This is a genomic window from Chryseobacterium sp. OSA05B (assembly GCF_019970065.1).
In the GTDB taxonomy this organism is placed as follows: domain Bacteria; phylum Bacteroidota; class Bacteroidia; order Flavobacteriales; family Weeksellaceae; genus Chryseobacterium.
The window spans coordinates 738,421-761,438 of record NZ_JAHXYH010000003.1 but is presented as its reverse complement, the minus strand read 5'-3'; the positions used below and the strand labels follow the sequence as shown (position 1 = coordinate 761,438).

Here is a 23,018-nt window from a genome sequence, read left to right as displayed (position 1 = left end):
GCTATAATGCGGTAGGTGCCAATCCTCAGTATCAGTATAAATACAATGGAAAAGAACTTCAAATAGGAACAGGGATGTACGATTATGGTGCGAGATTCTATATGCCTGATATTGGGAGATGGGGAGTGGTGGATCCGCTGGCGGAGAAATACCAACCTTTTAGTGGTTATAATTATGTTTTGAATAATCCTATTAGTAATATAGATCCTGATGGTATGGAGGTCAAGCACGATTTTCAGATTCTTAAAAATGGAGATGTTAAGTTAATTAGAGAAACAGAGGAAAAATCAGATACTTTATATGCTAGTAATGATAAAGGAGAAGTCGATAAAAGTAAAGGAAGTGTTACTGTAAAAAAAGCAGAAGTTGAAGACTCTACAATTATATCAGATTTAGCGACAAATAGAAAAGATGAATTTGGATTTAAAGGTTCTGATTTACGTATAGCTACAACTAATAATAGGACAGATGCATTAGATGTATTCCAATTTGCGGCCTTGAACAGTACAAATGAATGGTCCATTCAAAGTAATACAATTAATGGAAAAAATGAATATGCTCTAGGAACTCAGTTACACCCTAGTTTATCGCCCAACTATTTAGCATTTGACAAATTAGGATACTCTTCAAAAACTCTTAATTGGGATATGCATTCTCATGGAACTTATTTAGGAACAAACGGGCCTTCTTCCGGAGATACAGGACACGCTTTAACAAATAGTACAACAAGATTCTTATTTAGAACTAATGGTAATGATAGAGGAAAAGTTTATCCATACGGAAAAGAAACTATAAATAGTTCACTTTTTAAACAACGCAGTTACGAAAATATGGGAAAAAAACTTTCAAATAATTATGCTAACTTCAAATAATATGAAAATAATTACATCAATATTAATTCTAATATATGCAGGTGTAAATGCACAAAATAAAGACGCCAAAGATTTTTTTGAAAGTCATGCTGTGTATAGAAAAGTAAATAACACACTATCATTTATTGATAAATCCAGTACAATTTTGTTAAATGATTATGATAAATCTGTTATATATGCATTAGTTTTTCCTAATCATGAAGGGTCTTTTTCTGTTAGTTTAAAAAATCAATTACCTACAATAGACAAAAATCAGTTGAAATGTTTTAAAATTAACGATAACAGATTTGTAGTATTTGTGGACAGATCTGAAGAGAATTTTGGAGAGACTAAACAGTATAAAAATAATTTTGCTATTAAAGAAAAAGAGGTCGCCTCTTGTGATGGATTATTAAAAAAATTAAAAGAAAATAAACTGCCAAAAATTCCGGAAAATGTTTTTGCCTATGCTATTTTCGAGGAGAATTTTGTTTACTTGGAAGATTTAGCAACTTTCGACGCATTACAATATTTACAGATAGAATACGATCTGAATCGATCAAAATAAGTATTCGCTGACTAACGCCCCCGCTGGCGAAAGTTCCAGAGTTTAATAAACTGAAAAGCCAGCTTTTGAAGCTGGCTTTTTATAGTATCACAGAACTGTAATTCTGCACTTTGTATTATAAGAAAAGTCGATTTTTTAAAGTAAATCAGCAAACCATCCTTCATTGAAGCAATAGCTTTCCGGAGAAAAATAACAGGTTTTTCCTGTGGCACTTTCACATTGTTCCTGTGAATCGTAAGGACGGTAGAACGGAGATCCAGGTCCCGGACATCCCTCTTTAGTCCCTCCTTTAACTGATTTTAGAGCCTCTCTCGAAATTTTTGTAAGATTTTTCATGAATTAATTTTTTTAGTTTTTCCTACTCTTTGATAAGCTTTTCAGATTCCGCTTTTAGTTTATCCCAATTTAGTGATATTTTTCATATAGCATTAAATAAATGTGAAAAATATTCATCTGGATTCATGGGTTGATATGCTTTTGATAAAATTGCCAGCTTTGTAGCTTATATGATAAAATAACCGTAGAAGGAATATTCTGGGCTCTTGCTTAAAAAATGCTTTGGTATTTCTAATCATAAACCACCGCGATTGCGGTGGTTTATTCAGCTCAAAAAGAGCAATTATGCCTGTGAAAATGTAATTTTTTCTATTTTATTTCAGTATTAGTGGCTTGTTGGGCTGCTTTAATTCTCTCCTCAATAAGCCTCCAGTCATAAAAATGGAAAACTCTTCCATTACTCATCGCTACAAATACTCCTTTCGGAAATTTTGGGCCTAAATTCACATGGGTTGCTTCTGAACCGTCGCTTTCGCTGGTGGAAACAGGAATTTCTGCAATTTTCCCCTTTGCCGGATTTTCTCTCAGATATACATTGAAAGTATCTTTCTGTTGGTTGGAAACCAGGATATAACCTGTTTGGGCAGAAGTAGGGTAGATGGAGATGCCTTCCACATCGGATGTAAAATCACCTTTCCCGAAAACAAGAAGTTCTTCATTGCCTTTCGCCGCGTCTGCGTAATACTGATGCACACCAAACTGCTCGTCAGAATAATAAATATAGCCCATTTCATCATCTACAGCAATGCTTTCTATCTCTTTCAGTCCGCTGTATTTTCCAAATTTACGGACAACTTCACCCGTGATTTTTCCCTCTTTTTCTAAAAGCTTATACTGCCAAAGATAGCCGTCAGCTGGACCGGATTTTCGTCCTACCACCGCATGAATTTCTCCTGTTGACGGATTTCTGTACATTGAAATTCCCATAGGATCACGCTCTGTTTCACCATCAAATACGGTAAACTGGCCTATTTCTTTCAGATCAGGAAGACTGTAGAGTTTTACGGTATTGGTTTCCCTTTCCGTTACGGCGGCAATATCTGTTTTCTTTCCGTTCAGCATAAAGCCGTATTCCAGATCTACATTGTTCGGACGTTTTAATCCCGGAACTTTATGGATGATTTTTCCGTTCAGATCGAAAGCGTAGAGACCGCCGTCCGTATCTTTATCAGTCCCGATCACGATACTTTTTGAGGGATCTTCAGGATTGATCCAGATCGCCGGATCGTCAGTATCATGCACAACGGCTTCTGTAATAACGGAAGGCTTTATCTTTTTTCCTAAATGTTGAGTGCTGCAGTTGACCAAAAAAGGTAAAACTGAAACAGCGAATAAATATGGTATCTTTTTCATGCGTTTAAAAATCAAATTTCACCCCTAAAGTGAATCTCGGTCTGTAATATTCAACTTGTGCCGTTCTGCTCTGCATTCCCTGGTAATAACGTAACGGTTGATTCGTCAGATTATTGGCTTCTGCGAAAACTCTCAACTGGCTTGTAATCTTATATGAAGCATTGGCATCCAGGAAAACCTGCTTGTCATAATATCGGTCTTCGAATGATTTACCACCCAGTTCATCAATATAATGAGAAGCATAATTCATAGAAACTCTAGCCAAGAATCGTTTATTTTCCCAGGAAAGCGATCCGTTGAACATATGCGGTGCAGCACCGGGAAGCCCCACATCCGTTCTTTCTACACCATCTTCATTGGTAATTCCTTTGGCTTTTGATTTTGTGTATGTATAGTTCACATATACGCCAAGACCTTTCCAGAAAGCACCCGGAATAAAGTCAAGCTGTCTCTGAAGCGCAACTTCAAAACCATAAATATCTACATGGTCACCATTACGCTGTTGGGTAAATCTCCAGTTATTTTCTCCCGCAGGAATAGGGTTGGACTGTCCCGCAAAATCATTCGCAAAATCCCCGGTGGTATAATTTCTTCTCGAATATGTGTAAATAAAGTCTTTAAGATTCTTGTAAAAAAGACCTCCTGAAAGTATCCCGACCGACTTAAAGTATTTCTCCGCCATAAAATCAAAATTATAAGCATATGTTGCCTTCAAATCCGGGTTTCCTGCCGCAATGGTTTCATCTGCAGAAATAACGTTGAGATAAGGAACCAGTGAGTAATAATTCGGACGGGCCAAAGCCGTTGTAAATGCTGCACGAAGCACCAGATCCTGAACGGGAACATATTTGAAGGATAAATTAGGAAGCACATTGGTGTACGTATTGGTACGGTTGATCTTTCCTGCCAGATCTTCCTCATCCAATACATAATTTCCGGTATAATCAATTTTTGTTGTTTCAAAACGCGCTCCAACGATCATTGAGAATTTATCACTGAAATCCTGGTCCCACCTTACATATCCTGCATAAATATTCTCCTTCGCTGTATAATTACTGGAAAGGAATTCTTCAGGTTTTGATTCTCCTTTAAATAAGTTAGGATTAAAAAGGTCCAGACCACCGATGTACGATGGATTCACGAAAGTTCCCGGAACATAATTTCCCGGTTGGAAATTTTGGCCGTCAAAATGAACAGTAGGAACAGACAGCAGACTTCCCATAGTATCTAACGGTTCAAAAGCATAATAATCATTGTTTCGCTCTTTTTCCTTTAAACGCAAACGCAAACCTGCACGAAGCCTCCCTTTTTGATCTTCAATAACAGAAAACGGAAAACGGACATTCACCTTGGCTCCAAACTCCTTTTCTTGTGTAAAACTATTAGAATCCGAAAGGTCGCTTAACTGGTAAACGCCCAGATTATCTGCAGAAAGTGGAGTGATCATCGGTCTTCCCGGATCACTCAGATCCGAAGAGAAATTCATTTTTGCATTTTCAAATTCTATATAACGTTCATGAGGTTTCTTTTCACTTGCCGTGGCATAGTTCATAGACCAGTCAAGATCTATTTTTGAACCCAGGAGATGTTCTCCTCTTAAGGCGTAATTCTGTACTTTCTGTCTTTCCAGACGCGTGTTGTCATTATCTGCATCTCCACCTTTATTCTGTCGGGTAATACTGCCTTTCCAGCCTGTGATCTCAGTTTCATCATCATTATAAACAGGTTTTATTTTATAGCCTAATGCAAAGCGGTTTTCCTTATCCGTTCTGAAATTATACATGGCCGAAGCATAAATCTTGTTTTTGGAATTAAACTCATAATCCATATTCAGATCAAAGCTATGTCTGATACGGTGTTCATTATAGTAACGGACACCCATTTTGCTGACGTAAGCGGTTTGTGCAGCATCGTTCGCAAGACTCCATGTCGGTTCAATGTTGTCTGAGCCGAAATTGTTGTTGTTATAGGAAAAACTGAAAACAGCACCCAGCTTCTTATTTAAAAAACGGTTTCCATAGACAAATCCGGCCGTATAATTTCCTTTTTCGCGGATCGGATTATATCCTCCGGCCAATGTTGCTGATATTCTTTGTCCGTTAGGGGAAGCTCTGGTAATAAGATTTACAGAACCACCGATAGCGTCGGCATCCATATCTGGAGTCAGGGTTTTGTTAACCTCAATGGTAGAGATCATGTCTGATGGAATAAGGTCCATCTGAACATTACGGTTGTCTCCTTCAGCAGATGGAATTCTGTCGCCATTTAAAGTTACGGAATTCAGGTTCGGAGCCAGACCACGGATAATCAGGTTTCGGGCTTCACCCTGATCGTTCTGTATTGTGATTCCGGGAACACGCTTTAAAGCATCCCCGATATTGGCATCAGGAAAACGTCCGATCTGGTCGGATGAAATCACATTGGTGATGTTGGCATTGTTTTTTTGTTTATTCAATGCTCTGGCCTGATTTTTAAGAGTAGATCCCGTGACGACCACTTCCGCAATAGTTGTTTCTTTTCTGGTGAAAATAATGTTCTGCTTCGTATTCTTTTCAGCTTCAACACTTACGGTGTATTCACTGGTTCCGTAGCCCAGATAATCTACTTTCATGGTATAATTTCCCGGAGGAACGTTCAGAAAAACAAAGTTTCCGTGATCGTCAGATGTGGTATAGATATTTCCCGGGACCAGAGATATTTTTGCACCCGGCAGCGATAGTTTTGAATCATCATTAATGTTTCCGGAGACAGTGCCGGTCTGTGCATAGAAAAACAGAGATGCACAAAATAAAACAGAGGTAAAAATTTTCTTCACTTTATGACAGTATATTAAATCTGAGCAAAATTAAACGTCTGTTTGGAAAGTGACCTGAAATAGAGATTACGATTGTTTTAAGAATTTGTGAACAGTATATAAAAAAAGCCGGACAGGATTAATAAATCATTAAATCCGGCCGGCTGTTGAAAAAGTACTTTAAAAACTTATCAAAATCAGTTTTTGATAGACTGAAGCTTTTAATTAAATTCCCAGAAAAACGTGTGATTTTATTCTGAACTAATTTAATTTGCTTTACTTGTGATTTTACCAAAAAAACCGGCCACGAAGTAATCCAATCATTAAATCGGGCCGGCTATTAAAATATATTAAAATTTGTTACAACGAAACTTTATGAAAACTATTGTTTGATAAATTTATGACTAAGCTTTTGGCTGTCACTTTCTGCTGAAAGAATGTACGATCCTGCAGGAATACGTGAAATATTAATGGTGTTTTCACCGTTTACCGCATTTTGTGTTAACACCTGTTTTCCGGAAACATCATAAATTTTGATGACGGATGTTTTCTCTCCTTTAATTGTCAGGCGTACATTGATCTGATCTTTGGCAGGATTAGGATATACTTTCAGTTGATCCCCCTTACCAGATGGCAGTTCGGAACCGGTAGCAAATACTGAATTGGTTGCATTGTTGGTTACTCTGAGTTTATAACAGCTGTTGGCGTTGAAACTCTGATATCCATACACTTTTAAATAATAAGTCCCTGCACTTAATGTTTTTGATATCTGCTCATTGGTGGTATTTCCGTTTTCAGAAACTACTAATTTTGTTCCGGTACTGTTTTGAAGTTCAACATCAATATCATGGGAAAGTTCTGTAAGGTTTACCGTGTAAGTTCCCTGAGGCACTGTAAATTTGTAGTAATCCAAATCGCCATTGGTACCTATAGCAGCTCTATAGTCTGTATTGATATTCACTCCATAGGCTGAAGCTAAATTGTTGTTTGTTTCATAGGCCTGTGCACAAGAGGTAGATGGGCTGGCAACTGTTGTAAAGTTTGATGAAACGTATGCACTGGCTGCTGTTGTACTGCAGTTGGTTTTTACTCTCCATGTATAGCTGCTTCCAGCAGTAAGACCGGAAATAGTTGTCGTCGTTGCTGTACCTGTGTAGGCTGCTGTCCAGTTTGCAGCAGAACTTGATTGATATTCTACGGTGTAACCTGTGTTGGCAGATGTGGAAGCTGTCCATGAAAGGGTAGCACTTCCGGTTGTAATATTACTGCTGGCCAGATTGGTAGGAACGTTACATGTTGGGGTTACAGGAGTTGTTCCTGAGCTTTTTCCTGTTACAATCAGGGTATAGTTTTGTGAACCTCCGGTTAAAGTTCCTTTATGAGTGACTACAACTGAATATTGTCCTGAAGGAAGTACACCGGCATCTACACGCTCAAAATTGTCACTGTTATTATCCTGTTTATTATTGGTAGATCTGGAAGTGAGTGCCCATGGATAATATGTTTGTCCGTTGGCACTTACAATACGCAGATCAAGATCGTTCACCAGTCTTTTGGTTGGGCTGTTCAGATTATTGCTTGAAGTTTGTACGGCTCCCGGACGGTCATACCAGGAGATGGATGCAATGATTGGGGTGACACCATCAGAATTAATAGAAAGAGTTTCTGTACCTCCGGTTGATAATGTTTTATCAGAAATAAGTGCTGTAGTAGTGCGGTTATTGATGGTTTCCGCCATTTTCTTTGCATTAAGCAGCCCCCACCCGAAATTTACATCAGGTCCTGCTGCTCCTGCGTCATCGGCAGTATGTAGTGCCAAGCCTTTTAGCGCAGCTCCCAGCATAAAACTTCCCGTCTGGTTTTTGAAATGTTCATTTACCAGTACCAGTGTTCCTGTAACATTAGGAGATGCCATTGAGGTTCCACTATAAGATATATAAGCGCTGTTGGAAGAAGAAACAGTAGAATAAACATCAGTTCCGTTTCCTGCAATATCCGGCTTGATCCTAAGGTCATCGGTAGGTCCTTGGCTGCTGGAGGCATTTATGGATACAGAAACCAGATTTCCGGCAGCATTAATATTGGCGTCATTGGCATTTGCTACAACAATTACATTTTTTGAAGTACTTTTATCACTGAGGTTATCGAATACTGTTGAAGATCCACCCCCTACAGGATTTGGATTATAACCACTACCGCCACTATTTCCCGCTGCTTTACATATAGTATAGTAAGGAGCATTAAAAAGAATTTCATCCCATTTTGCGGATTCGTCAATATAAGCTCCATAAATCCATTCTAAATTGTGTTTTCTTACTAAATCAGGGTCAGATCCATACGAGTGATTGGAAATAGTAAGTCCCTGAGATGCTTCACTAGCCATTTCTGCGCTATCATTATTCCATTCATATGATTTAATTTTTGATTTTGGAGCCATCCCTTTAGCTGAAGGAGTTATTCCGCTTGAAGCAATAGTTCCGCCTACATGGGTAGCATGTTTATTGCCATCCGTATTGGTTGCCGGATTTGCATTATCTCCAATGGTTACACGGTTTCCAAATTCCTGATGGGTTTTGCGGATAGCATCACCATCCCAAACATTAACCTGAATATTTTCTCCATCCAGATTTAGCCCTAAAGAGCCTCCTGAATTGAGATAATTGGCCCTTGTGGATTTCGCCGCTGCTGTATTGTTATTGGTGTAATAGAAAGGCTTTCCATCGATGATCTTCATTAATTCCTTCTTAGTGCCATTACCGTTCTCAATAATTACAGGAATATTATTTTTTTTGGCAAATTCAAGTGCTTCACTTTTTTCACGGGCAAATTGTTCTGAATACTCTTTAGATAATTTTTCAAGTACAGTCACATTGGTTCCCTTGAGAATGTTTGCCCTCTCTTCTTTAGTCTGAGCATGTGCAATGGTAATACCGACTGCAAGTAAAGCACTCAGCAAAATGGATTTCTTTTTCATAAATTATTTTTTTTTGTTATGGTAAATATGATAAACTTTGTTCTGAACCAAATATAATGTTTAGCGTGTAAGCTTTTGATGTACTGATAGCTGAGTTAATAATAAAAGTTTTTTAAACTGTTTATTATTAGTGTTTTATGTTTTTTTTAGTTAACAATAAAATACTGAATAGCAAAGTTTTTCCAGTTAAAATATCTGTTTAAGCACATAAATAGGTATCCATATCAGGCTAAAGTGAAGGGTTTATTTTTTGAACAGGATGAATATCTCCAATTTGGAAATAAATCTGAGTGTCTACTTTCAAAATGCCCAGATTTTAAATTAAAATAAACCACGAAAGTATTGGTGTTTGAAATTTTTTTGGAAATTTGCAATCAATAAAAATAACAACCCTGAAATAGGCAATTATGATGAATTAATTTCAAGAAATCCTGTCACGTGGAAAGGATTTCATATATCTCTATCTATTTTCGCAGTGAACATTTAAGCTATTGAAACTCTTTTCCATACCTGTGGTAAGATCGCTGTGTTGCAGAATGGCAGGATTAAAAAAGTGTACGAAAAGAACGAATTTGGTGAATTAAATACTTTGAAATTTTAAAATTACTCTGTTGCAGCCATTAAATTTAAAAACGTATGAATGAAATATGGTCAAAAGAATTAATTGATCTAGTAGAAAAAGACCTGTCAGTAAGAGAAAGGCTGGCTGCTGAAGGTAAGCTTTCCGGAGGGTATCATCCTGAAATGGAACAGGTGCACAGATAAAATGCAGAAAAGCTTCGTGAAATACTCCGTGAAATCGGATTTCCGACCATTTCAAAAGTTGGGGCGGAGGCAAGCAATGCGGCGTGGTTAATCATTCAGCATTCAATCGGTGAGCCAGAACTGATGAAATCATGTTATAACCTGATGGTTGAAAACAGGAATGATATTAATCTTTCAAATACCGCCTATTTATATGACAGAATCCAGGTTTTTCAAAGCCGACCCTAGCGATACGGCACGCAACTGACTGCAGAAGAAACCCCTTATCCGGTGGAAAATAAAAACACCCTGAATGAAGAGCGTCTGAAGGTAAATCTGCCTCCGTTTTCCCAAGAAGAAATCGATAGAATTCCCGATGTGGAAAATATTCCCGAAATAGACGGAAAAGATGCAGACTATAATGCCTGGAGAATTAAAACCGGGTGGATTTCTGCCTTTTAATCAGGTATGAGAGAGGATAGGAATCATCACTTTTTGTTTTTGAAAAATATCCTGAAGTTCCGGACTTACAAAAAGCTGCAGATCTTCATCTTTCCTTTCCCTGCATTCAAAGTTATCCTGATCGGTAGAAAATCCCAGAATGACCTCCGTGAAAGAACCAGTATTGAAAGCACCGATGAGATGATGAAGATCAATACGTTCCGGACTGAAAACTTCAATGATATGAAGCGCCTGTTCGTTCATTTCCACAATAGCGACACAGTTAAGGTTTTCAATATAGTAGATCGCATCTTTATAGCCCATTTCAGGGTTGGCATAACAGTAAAAGAAAGTCAGAGCTTTACTTTTTGCCGGGAAAGAGGTGTTGTGAATTGCAGCTTCAACGGTACGCTCAAATAAGCGTAAATCATTGGGGCTATCTAAATTGAGCTTTCTATATTCGTATTTCGCCTGATGGCCTGAGTTTCCAATGTGTTTAAAAGCTTGATATTCCTTTAGCGGAACAAATCCGAACTTAGGATAAAAATCAAGAACCGTTTCATTCGCAAACAGGAACATGCCATCGATGTCTTTTTTGAAATCATGTTGTATATGTTCCATAAGAAAGCGGCTTAATCCCTGTTTCTGATAATTCTCATCTGTCATTACAGTTCCAAGCTGCAGAAGACGCTTGTCTTCTCCTTTTATATGGCCGATAAACAGACTTACAGTAGTATGAGCTACGATTTTATTCTTATCGAACAGCGAATACAGAATACAGCTTTGATCCCAAAATCCGGATTGATAGTAGTTTTCAAAATCAAATTCCCAGAACTGCTGGGGTCATCCGGTTAAATTCCTGTCTTAGCTTTTCGTCTTTCTGATACTGAATATAAAGGGTATAAGGGTTGCCACGGATGGCTATGGTTTCGTTTTTCATTGTTGTGATGGGTTGAGATCTGCTGCATGATACCTGTTTTTTTGAATCAGATACTTTCTGATAAAAATAAATAAATTACCACAGACTGACAATTTCCGAAAAATTCACCATTCATACATCATTCATTTGATGCATATTTGTATAAAAAGCAACCGAATGATTTTAAAAATAATCAACTCTTTACTGATCCTGACTGCTGTTTTTATGGGAATAAAGCAGGGAACGGCGATGTGGATGGACAAGCCGGAAATAACCGCTATGTTTGGAAAATGGGGCTTCAGCAAAACGGCCCTGATGATTAATGGTGCGATCACCATGGTGGCTGCTGTACTGATTTTATTTCCTAAAACCTTTATCTGGGGAAATTTTCTGATGGCTGCAGGAATATTGCTGATCATCTGTTTCCAGCTGCAGGACAGAGATTTTAAGGGAGCCTTAATCGAAATTCCATTTTTGCTTCTCAATCTGCTCATTATTTATCTCCAGCATCCTTTAAAACAGTAAAAATATGAAAAGAAACTTCCTGGTTACCATTGTTCTTTGCCTTTCATGTGCAGCGTGCGGACAAAAAATACAGGAAAAAGAGTCGCGAAAAATAATGACAACACAAAAACAAAAGAATATGGATTTATCAAAAATAACCGATGATACGGTAAAACAGGCCATAAAAGCCCTACAAGACGGTGATAAAAGCTGGTACGGATTCTTCACTGAAAACCCGCTGATGACTGATGACGGCAATCCTGTAGATTTTCAATCTTTCTTTTCAAATGCTTTGGGAACAGAGAAATTTCTGAGTATCGACAAAGTGGAAAACGACGGTAAAGATATTTACGGCAGTTTTCAGGCAGGGAAGTGGGGTACTTTTCGAACATACTTTAAATTTCAAAAAAATAATGAAGGAAAATTTGACAGGCTGGATATCGGGCAGTTAAAATAATCAAATCCCTGAATTTTATTCTGTATCAGATCATTGCAAACGCTTTCTGTGTAAGGAAATTTTGATAAAATAGGAATGATTTCCCTGGTGGATTAATGTTTTTTCAGAAAGAACTAAAAAATATTTTGTCAGTTTCAAAAAACTTTATATATTTGCACCACTGAAAACGACGGTACAACCGTTATTCAGGAGAGATGGCAGAGTGGTCGATTGCGATAGTCTTGAAAACTATTGACTGTAACAGGTCCGGGGGTTCGAATCCCTCTCTCTCCGCCAGGTTAGAAACCAAAATAAGCTAAAACGCTGTAAACATCAATGTTTACAGCGTTTTTTATTTTAGCGCAGTATCAAAAAAAATCAAAATAGGGTCACGATTTATATGTCCTATTCCGTGTCCCATTCTTAAAATTGGAAAATGGGTCACGAAAAATCAAGGGAAACCCGACCAATAGATAGTCTAACGATTGTAGATCTTGGAAAAAGGGATCACTCTCAAAAGTTGGGGGGTAAGCAAAAAGTTTGGTTAATCTGAAAAGAAAGAAAGTTTTGTCTTTTACACCCCTAAGTTGTAATCTAAAGTTTTTGATCTTCGCATTAAAAGATTCAGCAGAAGCCTTAGTGCTTCTTTTATCAAAGAAGTTTAAAATATGATACTACTAGAAACAATTCTCCAACTAAATGTGGACATGCTGAAAATGAGCATAGTTAAACCAATCCCCACTGTTAGGTGGGGATTAGTTTTTACTTTTTTGATTGTATTGTACGATGCAATTCTATTGTTTCATTAACTTTATCCATGCTAACAGCAATAGAATATCCAGAATTACTAATTTGGGTGTTTACTGATTTGGTTCGATTGTTTATCCATTGTTCTTGAAACGGAATAAATTCGCTCATTACTCCTATTATCTTGTGTGTATGTGTACCATCTAAATGCGCTTCAACCTGAACTACTGGCCCTCCGCTATTTCCATAGTACGAAGGACAATCAAGAACTATTGTTTTTGTAGGTGAATTTAATCCAGCAACAATTCCTTTTCTTAACAGTGGTTTGTGGAAGTTGAATTGTGGTCGACCTTGCAGTCCAAGAGAAATTGGATAACCGTATAGGAACACATCGTTCGAAATTAACACCTCTTCATAACTACCGACAGCTTTAGGATCAACTGATATTAAAGACCCATTATTACTTTGACGCACTTTTTGAACACCCTTAATACATGTATTTTTAAATGACAGAGATCCTTCTTGATTTTCAACATCAAACACCTCGATTATTCCTATATCCGAATTTGGGCTAATTGTAATTTTATGATTGCTTGCTAGTTCTTTAAAATCCAATTTGTATTGAAATATTTGATCAGACAACGGATCTGAGTCCTGACATGTAATTATTGCACTTTTCCCAATAATCATTCTTGTATTTGAATCGTAAATAACATGTTTAGCAGTTACTAAATAAGTTTTGACAGTATCGGTGTACAAAAATCCTGATCCAGTAGAATTGTTATCTATCAATATCAAAACTGGATAGGCCAAATTGTTTTCAGGAATGTTTCTCATGTAAATTATATTAATTCATTTTCGAATATACAAATAACCCACAATCAGTAATTACGGGTTCCCGTAGAATTATGACTACAATCATAACCGTAAAATCACTGATTCGTTATCTTTGATTTTTGCATCCACAATATTTCTTAAAAATTACATTTAGCCTCTCGTGCCCCGGGAGGCTTTTTATATAAGCTCATTTATTGCAAATAACCCCATATTATTAATCACCAATACATGATATAAATTAATTATTTTTCGTATTATTGCGCCGTATTAAAACTATTTATAACTATGAAAAAATTATTTTTCGCGTCAGCATGTGCTTTAACATTGTTGTCATGTGGAAGAGAAGAATCAGAGATTCAGGGAGAAATTGATACTAAAAATATTAATAAATCCACTTTAGTTAAAGGAGGTGAAGCTTCCAAAACTTGGGAAAAAGTTATCACGCGTTATTACAGTAATACTATGATGAAGCATTACTTTGGTTCGCCTAATCAATTGCCACCTGGATTTCCGGCGCTTGGATGGAGAGATGAAGGAGCGGCATTTATTTTAGCAGGAGAGTCAGGCTTCGGTCATATTGATCCACTTTACAGTATGGTTCACCCAGGCAATGGAGATAACTTATTAATTTTCGCCCATGATATTCCTGCCGTTGCGGCACTAGGTTATCAGCAAAAAGAATTAATAGGATATCCTTATGGTCCTGATGCGAAACCAGTTTACAGATATTATAGACCTTCAAAACATGGACATTTATATACAACTAATTGGAATGAATTAGGTGGAGGAGGTAATGGGTGGACGTACGAAGGTGTGTTTTTCTATGCTAAATAAACTTATTTCATCATTTGTGTTTTTTAACCTCCCAATAAACTAAGGGAGGTTTTTTTGTGGATAACTTTTTAACTCCCGTCAATTCTGGAAAAATTAATTTTGATATAAAAAGTATCAGTTTATGTTTTGTGAACATTTCAATTTGTATCAATTTTGAATCATGAAACTTAGAGGAACTATAGTAGAAGAAACTACTCCGCAGTCCAATTCAATAATTATTCGTTTTTTATGACGATCCAAAAGATCAGCATTTTGAAGTGAAATGCAGCTTTAATCCTCATGGTAATCGTTTCCGGAAATGAGGTACGATCGATATGCTCATAAAGTGGGAAAGTGAAGTCTTTGAAGATCCTTAAACAAATGAAAAATCATATTTTACTCATTTGACTTGTGACAAAGCAATAGAATTCAGATCGCCATACATCAAATAAAAGGAACTATTTTGCGGAAATAAAAGAACCTCCAATTGGAGGTTCTCTATTTATTGTTTTGTTAGTACGATATCTTTAGGAAAGTTAATTGGAAAATCACCATGTTGATCTACATAGCTGTTATGAATACAGTCTTCTTTATAAATACTTGGCATATACTCGAAATGAAGGGTCATTTGATTTCCTGTAAAATCTGTTATATCCAAAGCCGCTGATTTTCCACACATATTCTTAGGAGAAAAGTGCAATCTTTTCCAGTTACCATTCTTCAAGCTTGAAAATATTCCCCTAATTTCGGGACCTTGATTATCAAAATTAGTAATTCTATCAACTTCTACAGTTCCGCTGGCTGATATGACTTTTCTTTCTCCAAAAATTACATCAGTATAGTAAGGATGGGTGTCTCCTGGGATTGAAGAATAATGTTTTAGTTTTTTAAATTCAATGTATAATGTTTTACCATTCCATGTTCCTTTCCAAAGCCCTACATATTTATCCAATTCATTGTTAGTATCTTTCAAATACGCATTGTTTGGTATGTCACTGGGATCTGTATTAAGTGGATACTCTTGTGCTTTACAAGAAAACGACAATACTGTTATTATAATTAAAAATAAGTTTTTCATATTTTTTTCTGTTTTATTATGGGCACTTTGTTTCTGTTAATTTTCCGTTTACAAGGCTTAGTTGAGTGTTTCCACTTGAGGTATTTCTGAAAAGTTTTGCACCAGGCATATTCATTTTTTCGTTCATAAATTTAAGAAATCCTTTTTCTAATTTTTGTGAATCAAAACTTACATCACCACTTACGTTTCCTACGCTCTTTGCCTGATCAAGTAATTGAGTATATCTGGAATTTAATTCATCAAATTGTTCTTGAGTATAATCAGGAAAAGGGCTTGGCGCAGCGTTATCAAAGGTCAAAGAATAATTCCCCCAACTGGTTACTACTGTCAGTGTGAGCTGCTCTATAGGAATTTTAGGGATGTTTGCGGGGTTACTGTTATAACTTTGTGCCCAATTAACCCACTGGTTATAAAACAAGATGTCATCTGGGGAAAATATTGGATACAATGTATTGTAATGAGAATGCATTAACACAATAGTGTTGGGAAAAACCTTAAATTCTACCTGACTGGTGCCAGGTTTATTTTGTAATATTTGATTTTGAACACCACCTCCGGCAACACTTCCTATTCTAAAACCACTTTCGAAGTTTTCTCCTGTTTTTCCTTCTAAATTAGTCACATTTGCACTAAAAGTTGGAGATCCTGTCTTTGCTTTCATTTTTGAACAAAGGTCCTCTGGTGGTGTTCCGCCACCGCCACCGCTACCTCCTGCATCAGGATTATGAAGGCAATCTTCAAATGGTCCGCATCCTCCCGGTGTTATTATTCCACCGCCTCCAATACCCCCTCCAGGACCACTACCTGGTCCAGGTACAGTAATAATGATAACTTCGATGTCACATGGAGGTTGTCCCTCAAAGCCACATGGTCCTCCCGGTGCTTTACCAACAGATTTAATTTTTATGTTGCTTTTTATATACTGGGCCCGAAATAGCCCAAGTATTTTAGTGTAATTTTCTGCTTCTGGAGACATTTTATTAAACTCAACAATAGTTTCATTATCCTTCAGCACTGCAATAATAATGCCTTCTACCTGATAACTTTTAATCAGCGGAAAAAGAATATATTTTTCATTATTCTTTGTCATGAAGTCTTGAGATCTGATATTAAATTCCACGTATTCATCTGCCATTGTAGATGAATTCAGCCATGCATTTCTAAGGGCTGTCGCAGTGTGCTGTACAGCATTAATTTGATCATATCGCTCTAAAAGGGTTTTAAATCCATTCCCGTAATTGACTGCTCCATCTTTCTGTGCAGACTGAGCAGAAAACACTCTAAACTTGGAAGGTTGCTGTTCTTCACTGCTACTAAGAAGATCTTCAGACCGGCAGGAGCTTAAAGACAGGGCCATGATAATGGCCAGAACCACCGGGATAAATAATTTTTTTGTCATTTACTTTAGTTTTTCGGTTCAAATATAATATTTTTTCCACACGCGGTGATAAAATTATCTATGGGTTCCCGTATTGTACTAACCTAAAATTCCATATAGTGAAGAATTAAAAGAAAAAGGGGTAGTATTTTGAGACTTCGTAAAAATTGATTTTTCAAATCAGAAGTTTTAAAATTATTTTCTCAAAATCTCGTATCAATGATGCTTTTCTAAAATACTCAATGATGAATATCCATATCAAATATCTTATTCTTTCTTAACACCTGGAGTGCCATTACGCGCTTATATAGAAGGTAGAATGGTGGTCTTTGGTGATCCTTTAGCGAACCCGGTCAAAAAAAAATAAATTTATTTTTAGTTAAGGAAAATAATTACAGTCATTATTGTGGTTAAGTTCTTACTATTTAACAAGATCCGGTCAACTTTTTATGGAATCTCTCTCTCCGCTTAGAGATAACAAAACCTTTAGATTTAATCTGAAGGTTTTGTTATTTTTAGATACTTTACTATGATCTGTGTGATTTTTGAATCATTGTCTATCCGTTTCCTTCATCAGAATCAATAAGGTTGATTCTATCTTTGCTTCTCTTTTTAAATAGAATCATAATTTTCTTTGTGTTAGAAAAATAAACTTTATCCGTTCCAAAAGTTTTGCGTGTGATCCGGTTCAGGATTATAAATCGGAACGTAATTATGTGTTTAAATTATTTATTTACAATGAGTTAAATTATATTGATCTAATAGGTTCGTATTTATCCTGCGGAACATTCTAAGCTTTTCCCATGCCTAGTTTTGCATCATAACTATTTTTATTATGAACTAACTGAAACCAATATCAGTTCTGTTCATCCAACCTTCAATATGCACCCATAGAAAACCTTATAAAAGAAGTCATAATTATTTAAAAAATAGAAACAATGAAAACACTCCTGATTTTTTCGATGATGTTGTTCAATTCTTTTCAACCCGATATGATAACACCCGTTACCAAAGAATATCTGAATTATTCGATTATAAAAGACGATAAAACTATTGGTAATATCCGTGTGGAACGTTCTTTGAAAGACGGTATCACTGAATATATTTTTGAATCCCGGGCTAAAGTGAAAATCCTTTACAGTATTGAAATTTACGACAAAATGGGCGTCATTTTCAAACAAAATATACTGCAGCAGGCCAAACTGTACCGAACCATAAACGGGAAACTAAAGGTGAACAATACCGCTACTTGGAACGGAAGTTTCTATAATCTTTCGGACAAAGATGGCGCCAGTGGCTCTCTTAAGCAGTTTATTTTCAGCTCTACTGCAAGTCTGTATTTTAATGAACCGGACAATATAAAATCTGTTTTTTCAGAGAAATTCCAAAAAATGATTCCTGTTCAGAAGATTAATTCTAAAAAATACAGAATCGATCTGCCGAACGGAAACACTACGACTTACACATACAGCAACGGAATCTGCACTTTAGTCGAAGCTAAAACGGATTTTGCTAACCTGAAGTTTGTCCTTAATACGAACCCCAATAAAATCCACTAAAGTGCTTATCCCATCCTCTTATGCTCCTAATAAGGTATATTTCCTTTTCTTAATCTAAGCACCACATTCTGAATCTGTGGCAGACATACTCGCTGTAAAACCGATGAATCTGGTCAATATTCCAATAATTGAGGCATTGAACGCAATTTTTGGCGGTGCTGCAGAGCTGGTGAACGAAACAATGGGTACAAATAAAATGCCTGTTGCTACACCGTAGATAAACATAGGCAGAATGAAGTCAACGGTTTCTCTCTGTACCGAAACAAAGAGATCATATAGGTATAATACAAAGCCATACAACAAAAACCTACGATAATAATCCTGATCAGATTAAAGCCCAACAGGACAAATAGAGAGATGATGAACATACTCGATACGGTTCCGGCAATTACTGCGATCCAGATTGGAATAGTATTGAGAGGATCATTGCCCAAAATGACTTCAAGATACCCATACGCAAGCCCGGTGCTTCCTTTAAAAATGTAAAACGTAAAAAGCAGCAGCAGGCCGATGACAAAATTCTTTACCCTGAAAATTTGTAGGTTGATCAAGGGCCGTTTAAGTTTTGATTCCCTTATAACAAACAGCATAAGGATGATTACATTACTAATGCTGAGCAGAACAATTATCGGACTGTCTTAAAAAAATTTCGATCCAGTTTCCCACTACGGATGATCAAAGGCTCAATGCGATTTTGGAGAGACTTCGGAATTCGCTTACCGAAAATATTACTTTAGAAGAAACGGCAAAGCAATGGGGAATAAGCGTAAGGAGTTTGATCAGATTATTTCAGACTAAACTTCACATTACCTTTATTCAGTATATAAAAATGTTGAGGATTATCCGGGCGATGGAATTAATCAAAGACAGCAATCTTAATATGACAGAGATTGCTTACGAAATAGGGTATTCGGATATATCTGCGTTCAGTAATAATTTTTACCAATTGACCAATATGAGGCCGTCCCAATTTAAGGCGATGTCTTCGTAATATTTTAGCTCGTGAAAAATAGCTTCTGCTTATGAAAAAGCAAACGTTAAATAAACCGGTTGAAAATTTTAAGTCTTCATTAAATGTTCGGTCTCTATCCATGAAAAAGCCTTACAATTAATGATTATAAGGCTTTTTTTATTTTGAATGATTAATAATATATCATAGAATTGATATCTTTTCAGGGGCTAGCTTAATATATCACAGGGTGCTATACAAATGACCCAGGGACATCTTTTTATTCCCGGAGGCGGACAGCAGGCTTCAGAACAACTTAATGCTCCGCCATTGATATTCTTTAACTGATCTCTTGAGATTTTTTTAGAATTTTTCATAATAAAGTAATTGGTTTAAACTTAAAATTTAGGGTTGGTTTCCGCCGCCACATCCGTCATATGGCATACATTGCCATTTACCTTTGATTAAGCATATCTGGCCACCCGGGCAGTTAATCCCTCCTTTGATGGCTTTCATTTCCTGTCTTGCGATTTTTTTTAAATTTTTCATATGATTTAGATTTAGTACTATCCGAAATTAATCAATTTTATTCAATTGAAATGAGGTTATTATTAAAATATTTCTATTAATAGAATTTTACAATGTGATATTTTTATGTTATAAACCCTTTGATTCAATAATCTTTAACATGAAAGTTGAGAAACGCTCTGCCTATGAATGGAAAAGATAACATGTTTTTGGAATCATTTTAAGAAGTCTCAACATAAAAAAATCTTTTCCTGATGAATTCTGTCTTTTTAAACAGCATTAAAAGCATAAATAATATATTTCAAAGAGATAAAAGAAGTCGTTTTTCATTTTTTATTCAGAACTAATAGGAGATGGAGCCTGTTTTCAGTAGAGTTGTATAGTTAACACATTTTTAAAATTAAATATTTGGTAATGAATGGTTTATTAAATAAATGGTTAACAAAAAAACACAGAAAAATGGTTTTCTGCTAACACAATGTTAACGCTTAAAACCTCCGGAATATTAAATCTCCCATTAGATTTGTTCCTGCATAAAATGCAAAAACAAAAATTTAACCGGATGAAAAAAATTATTTTCCCATTATTATTGTTGCCTCAGGGCTTGTGTACCATATCAAGGCCCAGGTCGGCATCAACACCACCGCACCCGCATCTACTCTGATGTGATCACACAGGTTTAAGTGAAAAAATTAAAATAATCTGATGAAACAAAAAGATGTTAAATGAAGTACATTAAGGGTAATATACTGGTTTCATTTAATAACTAACTAGGCGATTCTAAAAACACAAATGATCTAAGTAAGCTATTGTTCCCATATATGATTAGACTGATTCTTAATTAACCTTTAGCTAAGTGACTTTTTTGCTTGTTTTATTTTAAATGTTCTCTGCTTAGCTAATGGCTTTAAGAAAGAGATGCTCCTTCCCATAACCCATGACTATGATACATAATTTTAAAGAAATAAAAATAGGAGCTTTACTCAAGCAAAAAGTTTCAGAGGAAAAGATTGAAATGACCAGAATCTGTAATTTTCTGGATGTTCCCGAAGAAAAGGTCCTGCTAATGTATGAATACGACAGTTTAGACTGCGACCTGCTTCTGAGATGGAGTAAACTCCTGGAATATGATTTTTTCAGAATCTATTCCCACCATCTTATTTTATATTCTCCGCCTGGCAGTGTCGGAAAGCCAAAGGGAACCTCACTTCCACAATTCAGGAAAAACGTATACACGGTAGAGATCATAGATTTTATGATGGAACTCCTGGAAACCGGAAAGAAAACAAAACTTGAGGTCCAGAACGAATACAATATTCCCAAAACCACCTTGTATAAATGGATTGCCAAGCATAAAAAATAATATAATCCCTTTATTAACTGTTGATCCTCCCATTTCATGAAAAACACAAATAATCTGCCTATTGAACTTTTAGGGCTAACAAAAAAAGAGATGATCAAAAAGTTTGGTGATGAGTTTAATTTTTATCCGGACAATGTTTGGATCTATTTTTTGCAAAGGATTTTTTTTTTCGGAAAAGCTTTTTTGTTATCAACTTTGAAAACGACATAGTCATCAGCATTCAAACCAAAACCACCAATGGAAAAATCGCAAAAACCTGACTACAAAAAAATATATACGGACCTTCTGAATCTGAAGCTCCCGGAAAAGAAAAGATTCTGCCATAAGATCCTGTCCAAATCGATATTGTCGGTACAGGATGGTCTGCAGATCAATACCCTGATTTTTCCCAAACAGGAAAGAAGTACGTTTAAACTGAACCAGCAGCACCACTCTTATGACCCGTCGGACATCTTGGAGATTCTGGATTATCAGAAAACGAAGAACCTTAATAATATATAGCTGGCCAACTATTTCAAGATCAGCAGAAATACCGTGGCCAAATGGAAGAAGTTATTTATCAGTTTACCTTACCAGACAAGGAATTCATAGTTTATTTTTCATGTTTAAATTGTTTTTTGGATCCTGTCTGGTTTTTATTTTTTAGTGAGTGATTTGTTGTATAGCCGGAGGCTAGGTTCCCGGCTATATTTTAATTTGATGATCACCCAGTTAGGGATTTGTTTCTCTTCTGATCTTGCCAGGTGAAGCCCTAAAAACAGAGCTTGTTTGAAAAGTGGCCAACCTTATCATTATTTTTTGAAAGTGTACAATGAAAATTTCAGTTATCATTCCTGTTTATAATGCGGGAAAATACGTTTCGCAGGCAGTACAATCTGCTTTGCAGTTCGAGGAAGTATCCGAAATCCTACTTATTGAAGATCATTCCCCTGATCATTCTCTGAAAGTATGCCGGGTACTTGCTGAAAAATATGATAGAGTAAAGCTGTATCAGCATGGTGATAAGAAGAATCACGGAGCAGGAGCGAGCAGAAATCTGGGCATACAAATAGCATCGGGAGATTTTATAGCATTCCTGGATGCAGATGATTATTTTCTTCCGAACCGGTTTGATGCGGAAAAAAAGCTTTTTAAGGATCCGGAGGTAGAAGGAGTGTATGGAGCTCTTGGCGTGGAATACTATTCGAAAAGTGTGAAAGAGAAGTATTACGGTGTATTTGAAGATAAACTCACCACGGTCTATAAAAAACATGATCCCGAAGATGTTTTTCCGGGACAGCTTTACCTGCTGGGAAGCTTTGGACTGTTCAGCATTGATACGCTGACGGTGCGTAGAGAGGCTCTTATGAAAAAGGTAGATGTACTTTTCAAACATCATCTTCGTCTTCATGAAGACACGGAGTTTCTGATCCGCCTTTCTTATTATCTTAAGCTTCATGCCGGAAGTATTGATGAGGCTGTTGCCATAAGGGGAGTCCATGAGAACAACAGGATCACCAAAGTGGATACCCGGATTGTAGATCCTGCCATTTCAAGAAGCATTCTTTGGGATGAGATTCAAAGATGGTCCCGGACCGAGAAAAGCATCCCTGAAAACGTAAAGATCCATATCAAAAGGATGCACCGCAGTTTTGAAATTGCAAAAGCTCCGCCTGTTAAAAAGTGGCGGATGGTTCTTACCTATCTGATCAAAGACTTTACAGGGATCAGGTCCGGCCTGTACAATATCAATTTTAGAAATACCTTATTTGATTACAGGAAATACGAAGGTTTTCCATAACAGGATAAGCACTTCTATATAACGGTCAGAAGATGTCAGATTTCTCTGATTTCAGCTGAGCTTAAC

23 protein-coding genes, 1 tRNA gene and 1 pseudogene are annotated in these 23,018 nt (G+C 36.5%); 14 read left to right on the top strand and 11 right to left on the bottom strand.

What is annotated here, in order from left to right:
* Nucleotides 1-872 (top strand): RHS repeat-associated core domain-containing protein (locus LC419_RS15665; protein WP_306666581.1); only part of this gene is annotated, 872 nt, incomplete at its 5' end.
* A gap of 1 nt (nt 873) precedes the next feature.
* The gene (locus tag LC419_RS15660; RefSeq protein WP_223608240.1) at nt 874-1,419 is read left to right on the top strand and encodes a hypothetical protein; all 546 of its coding nucleotides are present in this window, start codon (nt 874-876) and stop codon (nt 1,417-1,419) included.
* Nucleotides 1,420-1,554: 135 nt separating this feature from the next.
* Here LC419_RS15660 and LC419_RS15655 read toward each other — a convergent pair whose 3' ends face one another.
* The 4 genes from LC419_RS15655 to LC419_RS15640 all read right to left on the bottom strand — a co-directional run bounded on the left by LC419_RS15655 (nt 1,555) and on the right by LC419_RS15640 (nt 8,876).
* On the bottom strand, nt 1,555-1,755 hold the full coding sequence (locus tag LC419_RS15655; RefSeq protein ID WP_223608239.1) for a hypothetical protein: 201 nt from the start codon (nt 1,753-1,755) through the stop codon (nt 1,555-1,557).
* A gap of 309 nt (nt 1,756-2,064) precedes the next feature.
* Complete coding sequence (locus LC419_RS15650; protein ID WP_223608238.1) at nt 2,065-3,108, bottom strand: phytase; 1,044 nt, start codon at nt 3,106-3,108, stop codon at nt 2,065-2,067.
* Between the two features lie 4 nt (nt 3,109-3,112).
* Complete coding sequence (locus LC419_RS15645; RefSeq protein ID WP_223608237.1) at nt 3,113-5,923, bottom strand: TonB-dependent receptor; 2,811 nt, start codon at nt 5,921-5,923, stop codon at nt 3,113-3,115.
* A 361-nt stretch (nt 5,924-6,284) separates the two neighbouring features.
* A complete protein-coding gene (locus LC419_RS15640) occupies nt 6,285-8,876 on the bottom strand; it encodes a S8 family serine peptidase (protein ID WP_223608236.1) in 2,592 nt (863 codons plus the stop codon).
* Between the two features lie 636 nt (nt 8,877-9,512).
* Here LC419_RS15640 and LC419_RS24155 point away from each other — a divergent pair.
* Together LC419_RS24155 and LC419_RS15635 are read left to right on the top strand one after the other, a co-directional pair.
* Complete coding sequence (locus tag LC419_RS24155; RefSeq protein WP_262901715.1) at nt 9,513-9,641, top strand: hypothetical protein; 129 nt, start codon at nt 9,513-9,515, stop codon at nt 9,639-9,641.
* 270 nt (nt 9,642-9,911) lie between these two features.
* The gene (locus LC419_RS15635) at nt 9,912-10,082 is read left to right on the top strand and encodes a hypothetical protein (RefSeq protein WP_223608235.1); all 171 of its coding nucleotides are present in this window, start codon (nt 9,912-9,914) and stop codon (nt 10,080-10,082) included.
* Here the strand turns inward: LC419_RS15635 and LC419_RS15630 are convergent, their stop codons facing one another.
* Nucleotides 10,083-10,826, bottom strand: coding sequence for a GNAT family N-acetyltransferase (locus LC419_RS15630; RefSeq protein ID WP_262901722.1), 744 nt, complete (start codon nt 10,824-10,826; stop codon nt 10,083-10,085). It lies immediately after the preceding gene.
* A 331-nt stretch (nt 10,827-11,157) separates the two neighbouring features.
* Here LC419_RS15630 and LC419_RS15625 point away from each other — a divergent pair, with 331 nt between their 5' ends.
* From LC419_RS15625 to LC419_RS15615, 3 genes are all read left to right on the top strand, one after another.
* Entirely contained in the window at nt 11,158-11,505 is a 348-nt protein-coding gene (locus LC419_RS15625; protein ID WP_223608234.1) for a DoxX family protein, read from the top strand.
* Nucleotides 11,506-11,509: 4 nt separating this feature from the next.
* Nucleotides 11,510-11,941: a hypothetical protein gene (locus LC419_RS15620; protein WP_223608233.1), complete on the top strand. Its 432-nt coding sequence runs from the start codon at nt 11,510-11,512 to the stop codon at nt 11,939-11,941.
* A 188-nt stretch (nt 11,942-12,129) separates the two neighbouring features.
* A tRNA-Ser gene (locus LC419_RS15615) sits at nt 12,130-12,217 on the top strand.
* Between the two features lie 233 nt (nt 12,218-12,450).
* On the opposite strand, the pseudogene LC419_RS15610 reads toward LC419_RS15615, so the two are convergent.
* Both LC419_RS15610 and LC419_RS15605 read right to left on the bottom strand, forming a co-directional pair.
* Nucleotides 12,451-12,594: pseudogene (locus tag LC419_RS15610) on the bottom strand (transposase); the annotation flags it as partial.
* A gap of 88 nt (nt 12,595-12,682) precedes the next feature.
* A complete protein-coding gene (locus LC419_RS15605) occupies nt 12,683-13,504 on the bottom strand; it encodes a trypsin-like peptidase domain-containing protein (RefSeq protein ID WP_223608232.1) in 822 nt (273 codons plus the stop codon).
* 285 nt (nt 13,505-13,789) lie between these two features.
* Between LC419_RS15605 and LC419_RS15600 the strand changes: the two genes are divergently transcribed.
* Nucleotides 13,790-14,338: a hypothetical protein gene (locus LC419_RS15600; protein ID WP_223608231.1), complete on the top strand. Its 549-nt coding sequence runs from the start codon at nt 13,790-13,792 to the stop codon at nt 14,336-14,338.
* A 481-nt stretch (nt 14,339-14,819) separates the two neighbouring features.
* Here LC419_RS15600 and LC419_RS15595 read toward each other — a convergent pair whose 3' ends face one another.
* Nucleotides 14,820-15,395: a DUF6705 family protein gene (locus LC419_RS15595; protein ID WP_223608230.1), complete on the bottom strand. Its 576-nt coding sequence runs from the start codon at nt 15,393-15,395 to the stop codon at nt 14,820-14,822.
* A gap of 16 nt (nt 15,396-15,411) precedes the next feature.
* A complete protein-coding gene (locus LC419_RS15590) occupies nt 15,412-16,794 on the bottom strand; it encodes a hypothetical protein (protein WP_223608229.1) in 1,383 nt (460 codons plus the stop codon).
* Nucleotides 16,795-17,711: 917 nt separating this feature from the next.
* Between LC419_RS15590 and LC419_RS15585 the strand changes: the two genes are divergently transcribed.
* Both LC419_RS15585 and LC419_RS15580 read left to right on the top strand, forming a co-directional pair.
* A complete protein-coding gene (locus LC419_RS15585; protein ID WP_223608228.1) occupies nt 17,712-18,332 on the top strand; it encodes a DUF6134 family protein in 621 nt (206 codons plus the stop codon).
* Between the two features lie 76 nt (nt 18,333-18,408).
* Nucleotides 18,409-18,549, top strand: coding sequence for a hypothetical protein (locus LC419_RS15580; RefSeq protein ID WP_223608227.1), 141 nt, complete (start codon nt 18,409-18,411; stop codon nt 18,547-18,549).
* On the opposite strand, the gene LC419_RS15575 is transcribed toward LC419_RS15580, so the two are convergent.
* Entirely contained in the window at nt 18,539-18,883 is a 345-nt protein-coding gene (locus LC419_RS15575) for a hypothetical protein (RefSeq protein ID WP_223608226.1), read from the bottom strand. The genes LC419_RS15580 and LC419_RS15575 overlap by 11 nt on opposite strands.
* Nucleotides 18,884-19,026: 143 nt before the next feature.
* Between LC419_RS15575 and LC419_RS15570 the strand changes: the two genes are divergently transcribed.
* The gene (locus LC419_RS15570; RefSeq protein WP_223608225.1) at nt 19,027-19,323 is read left to right on the top strand and encodes a helix-turn-helix transcriptional regulator; all 297 of its coding nucleotides are present in this window, start codon (nt 19,027-19,029) and stop codon (nt 19,321-19,323) included.
* Nucleotides 19,324-19,686: 363 nt separating this feature from the next.
* Here the strand turns inward: LC419_RS15570 and LC419_RS15565 are convergent, their stop codons facing one another.
* The gene (locus LC419_RS15565; RefSeq protein ID WP_223608224.1) at nt 19,687-19,830 is read right to left on the bottom strand and encodes a hypothetical protein; all 144 of its coding nucleotides are present in this window, start codon (nt 19,828-19,830) and stop codon (nt 19,687-19,689) included.
* A 922-nt stretch (nt 19,831-20,752) separates the two neighbouring features.
* Here LC419_RS15565 and LC419_RS15560 point away from each other — a divergent pair.
* The 3 genes from LC419_RS15560 (at nt 20,753) to LC419_RS15550 (ending at nt 22,952) form a co-directional block, all read left to right on the top strand.
* Nucleotides 20,753-21,172 (top strand): transposase, encoded by a 420-nt coding sequence (locus LC419_RS15560; protein ID WP_306666580.1) that lies wholly within the window; start codon nt 20,753-20,755, stop codon nt 21,170-21,172.
* A 237-nt stretch (nt 21,173-21,409) separates the two neighbouring features.
* Nucleotides 21,410-21,673: a helix-turn-helix domain-containing protein gene (locus LC419_RS15555; RefSeq protein WP_306666579.1), complete on the top strand. Its 264-nt coding sequence runs from the start codon at nt 21,410-21,412 to the stop codon at nt 21,671-21,673.
* 310 nt (nt 21,674-21,983) lie between these two features.
* Nucleotides 21,984-22,952 (top strand): glycosyltransferase family 2 protein, encoded by a 969-nt coding sequence (locus LC419_RS15550; protein WP_223608222.1) that lies wholly within the window; start codon nt 21,984-21,986, stop codon nt 22,950-22,952.
* Nucleotides 22,953-23,018: the final 66 nt, after the last annotated feature.

Bases quoted from the DNA above. Each gene is read 5' to 3' on its own strand.
- LC419_RS24155 (WP_262901715.1), top strand. From the start codon at position 9,513: ATGAATGAAATATGGTCAAAAGAATTAATTGATCTAGTAGAAAAAGAC.
- LC419_RS15605 (WP_223608232.1), bottom strand. From the start codon at position 13,504: ATGAGAAACATTCCTGAAAACAATTTGGCCTATCCAGTTTTGATATTG.
- LC419_RS15625 (WP_223608234.1), top strand. From the start codon at position 11,158: ATGATTTTAAAAATAATCAACTCTTTACTGATCCTGACTGCTGTTTTT.
- LC419_RS15565 (WP_223608224.1), bottom strand. From the start codon at position 19,830: ATGAAAAATTTAAAAAAAATCGCAAGACAGGAAATGAAAGCCATCAAA.
- LC419_RS15660 (WP_223608240.1), top strand. From the start codon at position 874: ATGAAAATAATTACATCAATATTAATTCTAATATATGCAGGTGTAAAT.
- LC419_RS15555 (WP_306666579.1), top strand. From the start codon at position 21,410: ATGGAAAAATCGCAAAAACCTGACTACAAAAAAATATATACGGACCTT.
- LC419_RS15550 (WP_223608222.1), top strand. From the start codon at position 21,984: ATGAAAATTTCAGTTATCATTCCTGTTTATAATGCGGGAAAATACGTT.
- LC419_RS15640 (WP_223608236.1), bottom strand. From the start codon at position 8,876: ATGAAAAAGAAATCCATTTTGCTGAGTGCTTTACTTGCAGTCGGTATT.
- LC419_RS15585 (WP_223608228.1), top strand. From the start codon at position 17,712: ATGAAAACACTCCTGATTTTTTCGATGATGTTGTTCAATTCTTTTCAA.
- LC419_RS15620 (WP_223608233.1), top strand. From the start codon at position 11,510: ATGAAAAGAAACTTCCTGGTTACCATTGTTCTTTGCCTTTCATGTGCA.
- LC419_RS15590 (WP_223608229.1), bottom strand. From the start codon at position 16,794: ATGACAAAAAAATTATTTATCCCGGTGGTTCTGGCCATTATCATGGCC.
- LC419_RS15650 (WP_223608238.1), bottom strand. From the start codon at position 3,108: ATGAAAAAGATACCATATTTATTCGCTGTTTCAGTTTTACCTTTTTTG.
- LC419_RS15655 (WP_223608239.1), bottom strand. From the start codon at position 1,755: ATGAAAAATCTTACAAAAATTTCGAGAGAGGCTCTAAAATCAGTTAAA.
- LC419_RS15595 (WP_223608230.1), bottom strand. From the start codon at position 15,395: ATGAAAAACTTATTTTTAATTATAATAACAGTATTGTCGTTTTCTTGT.
- LC419_RS15600 (WP_223608231.1), top strand. From the start codon at position 13,790: ATGAAAAAATTATTTTTCGCGTCAGCATGTGCTTTAACATTGTTGTCA.
- LC419_RS15560 (WP_306666580.1), top strand. From the start codon at position 20,753: ATGATACATAATTTTAAAGAAATAAAAATAGGAGCTTTACTCAAGCAA.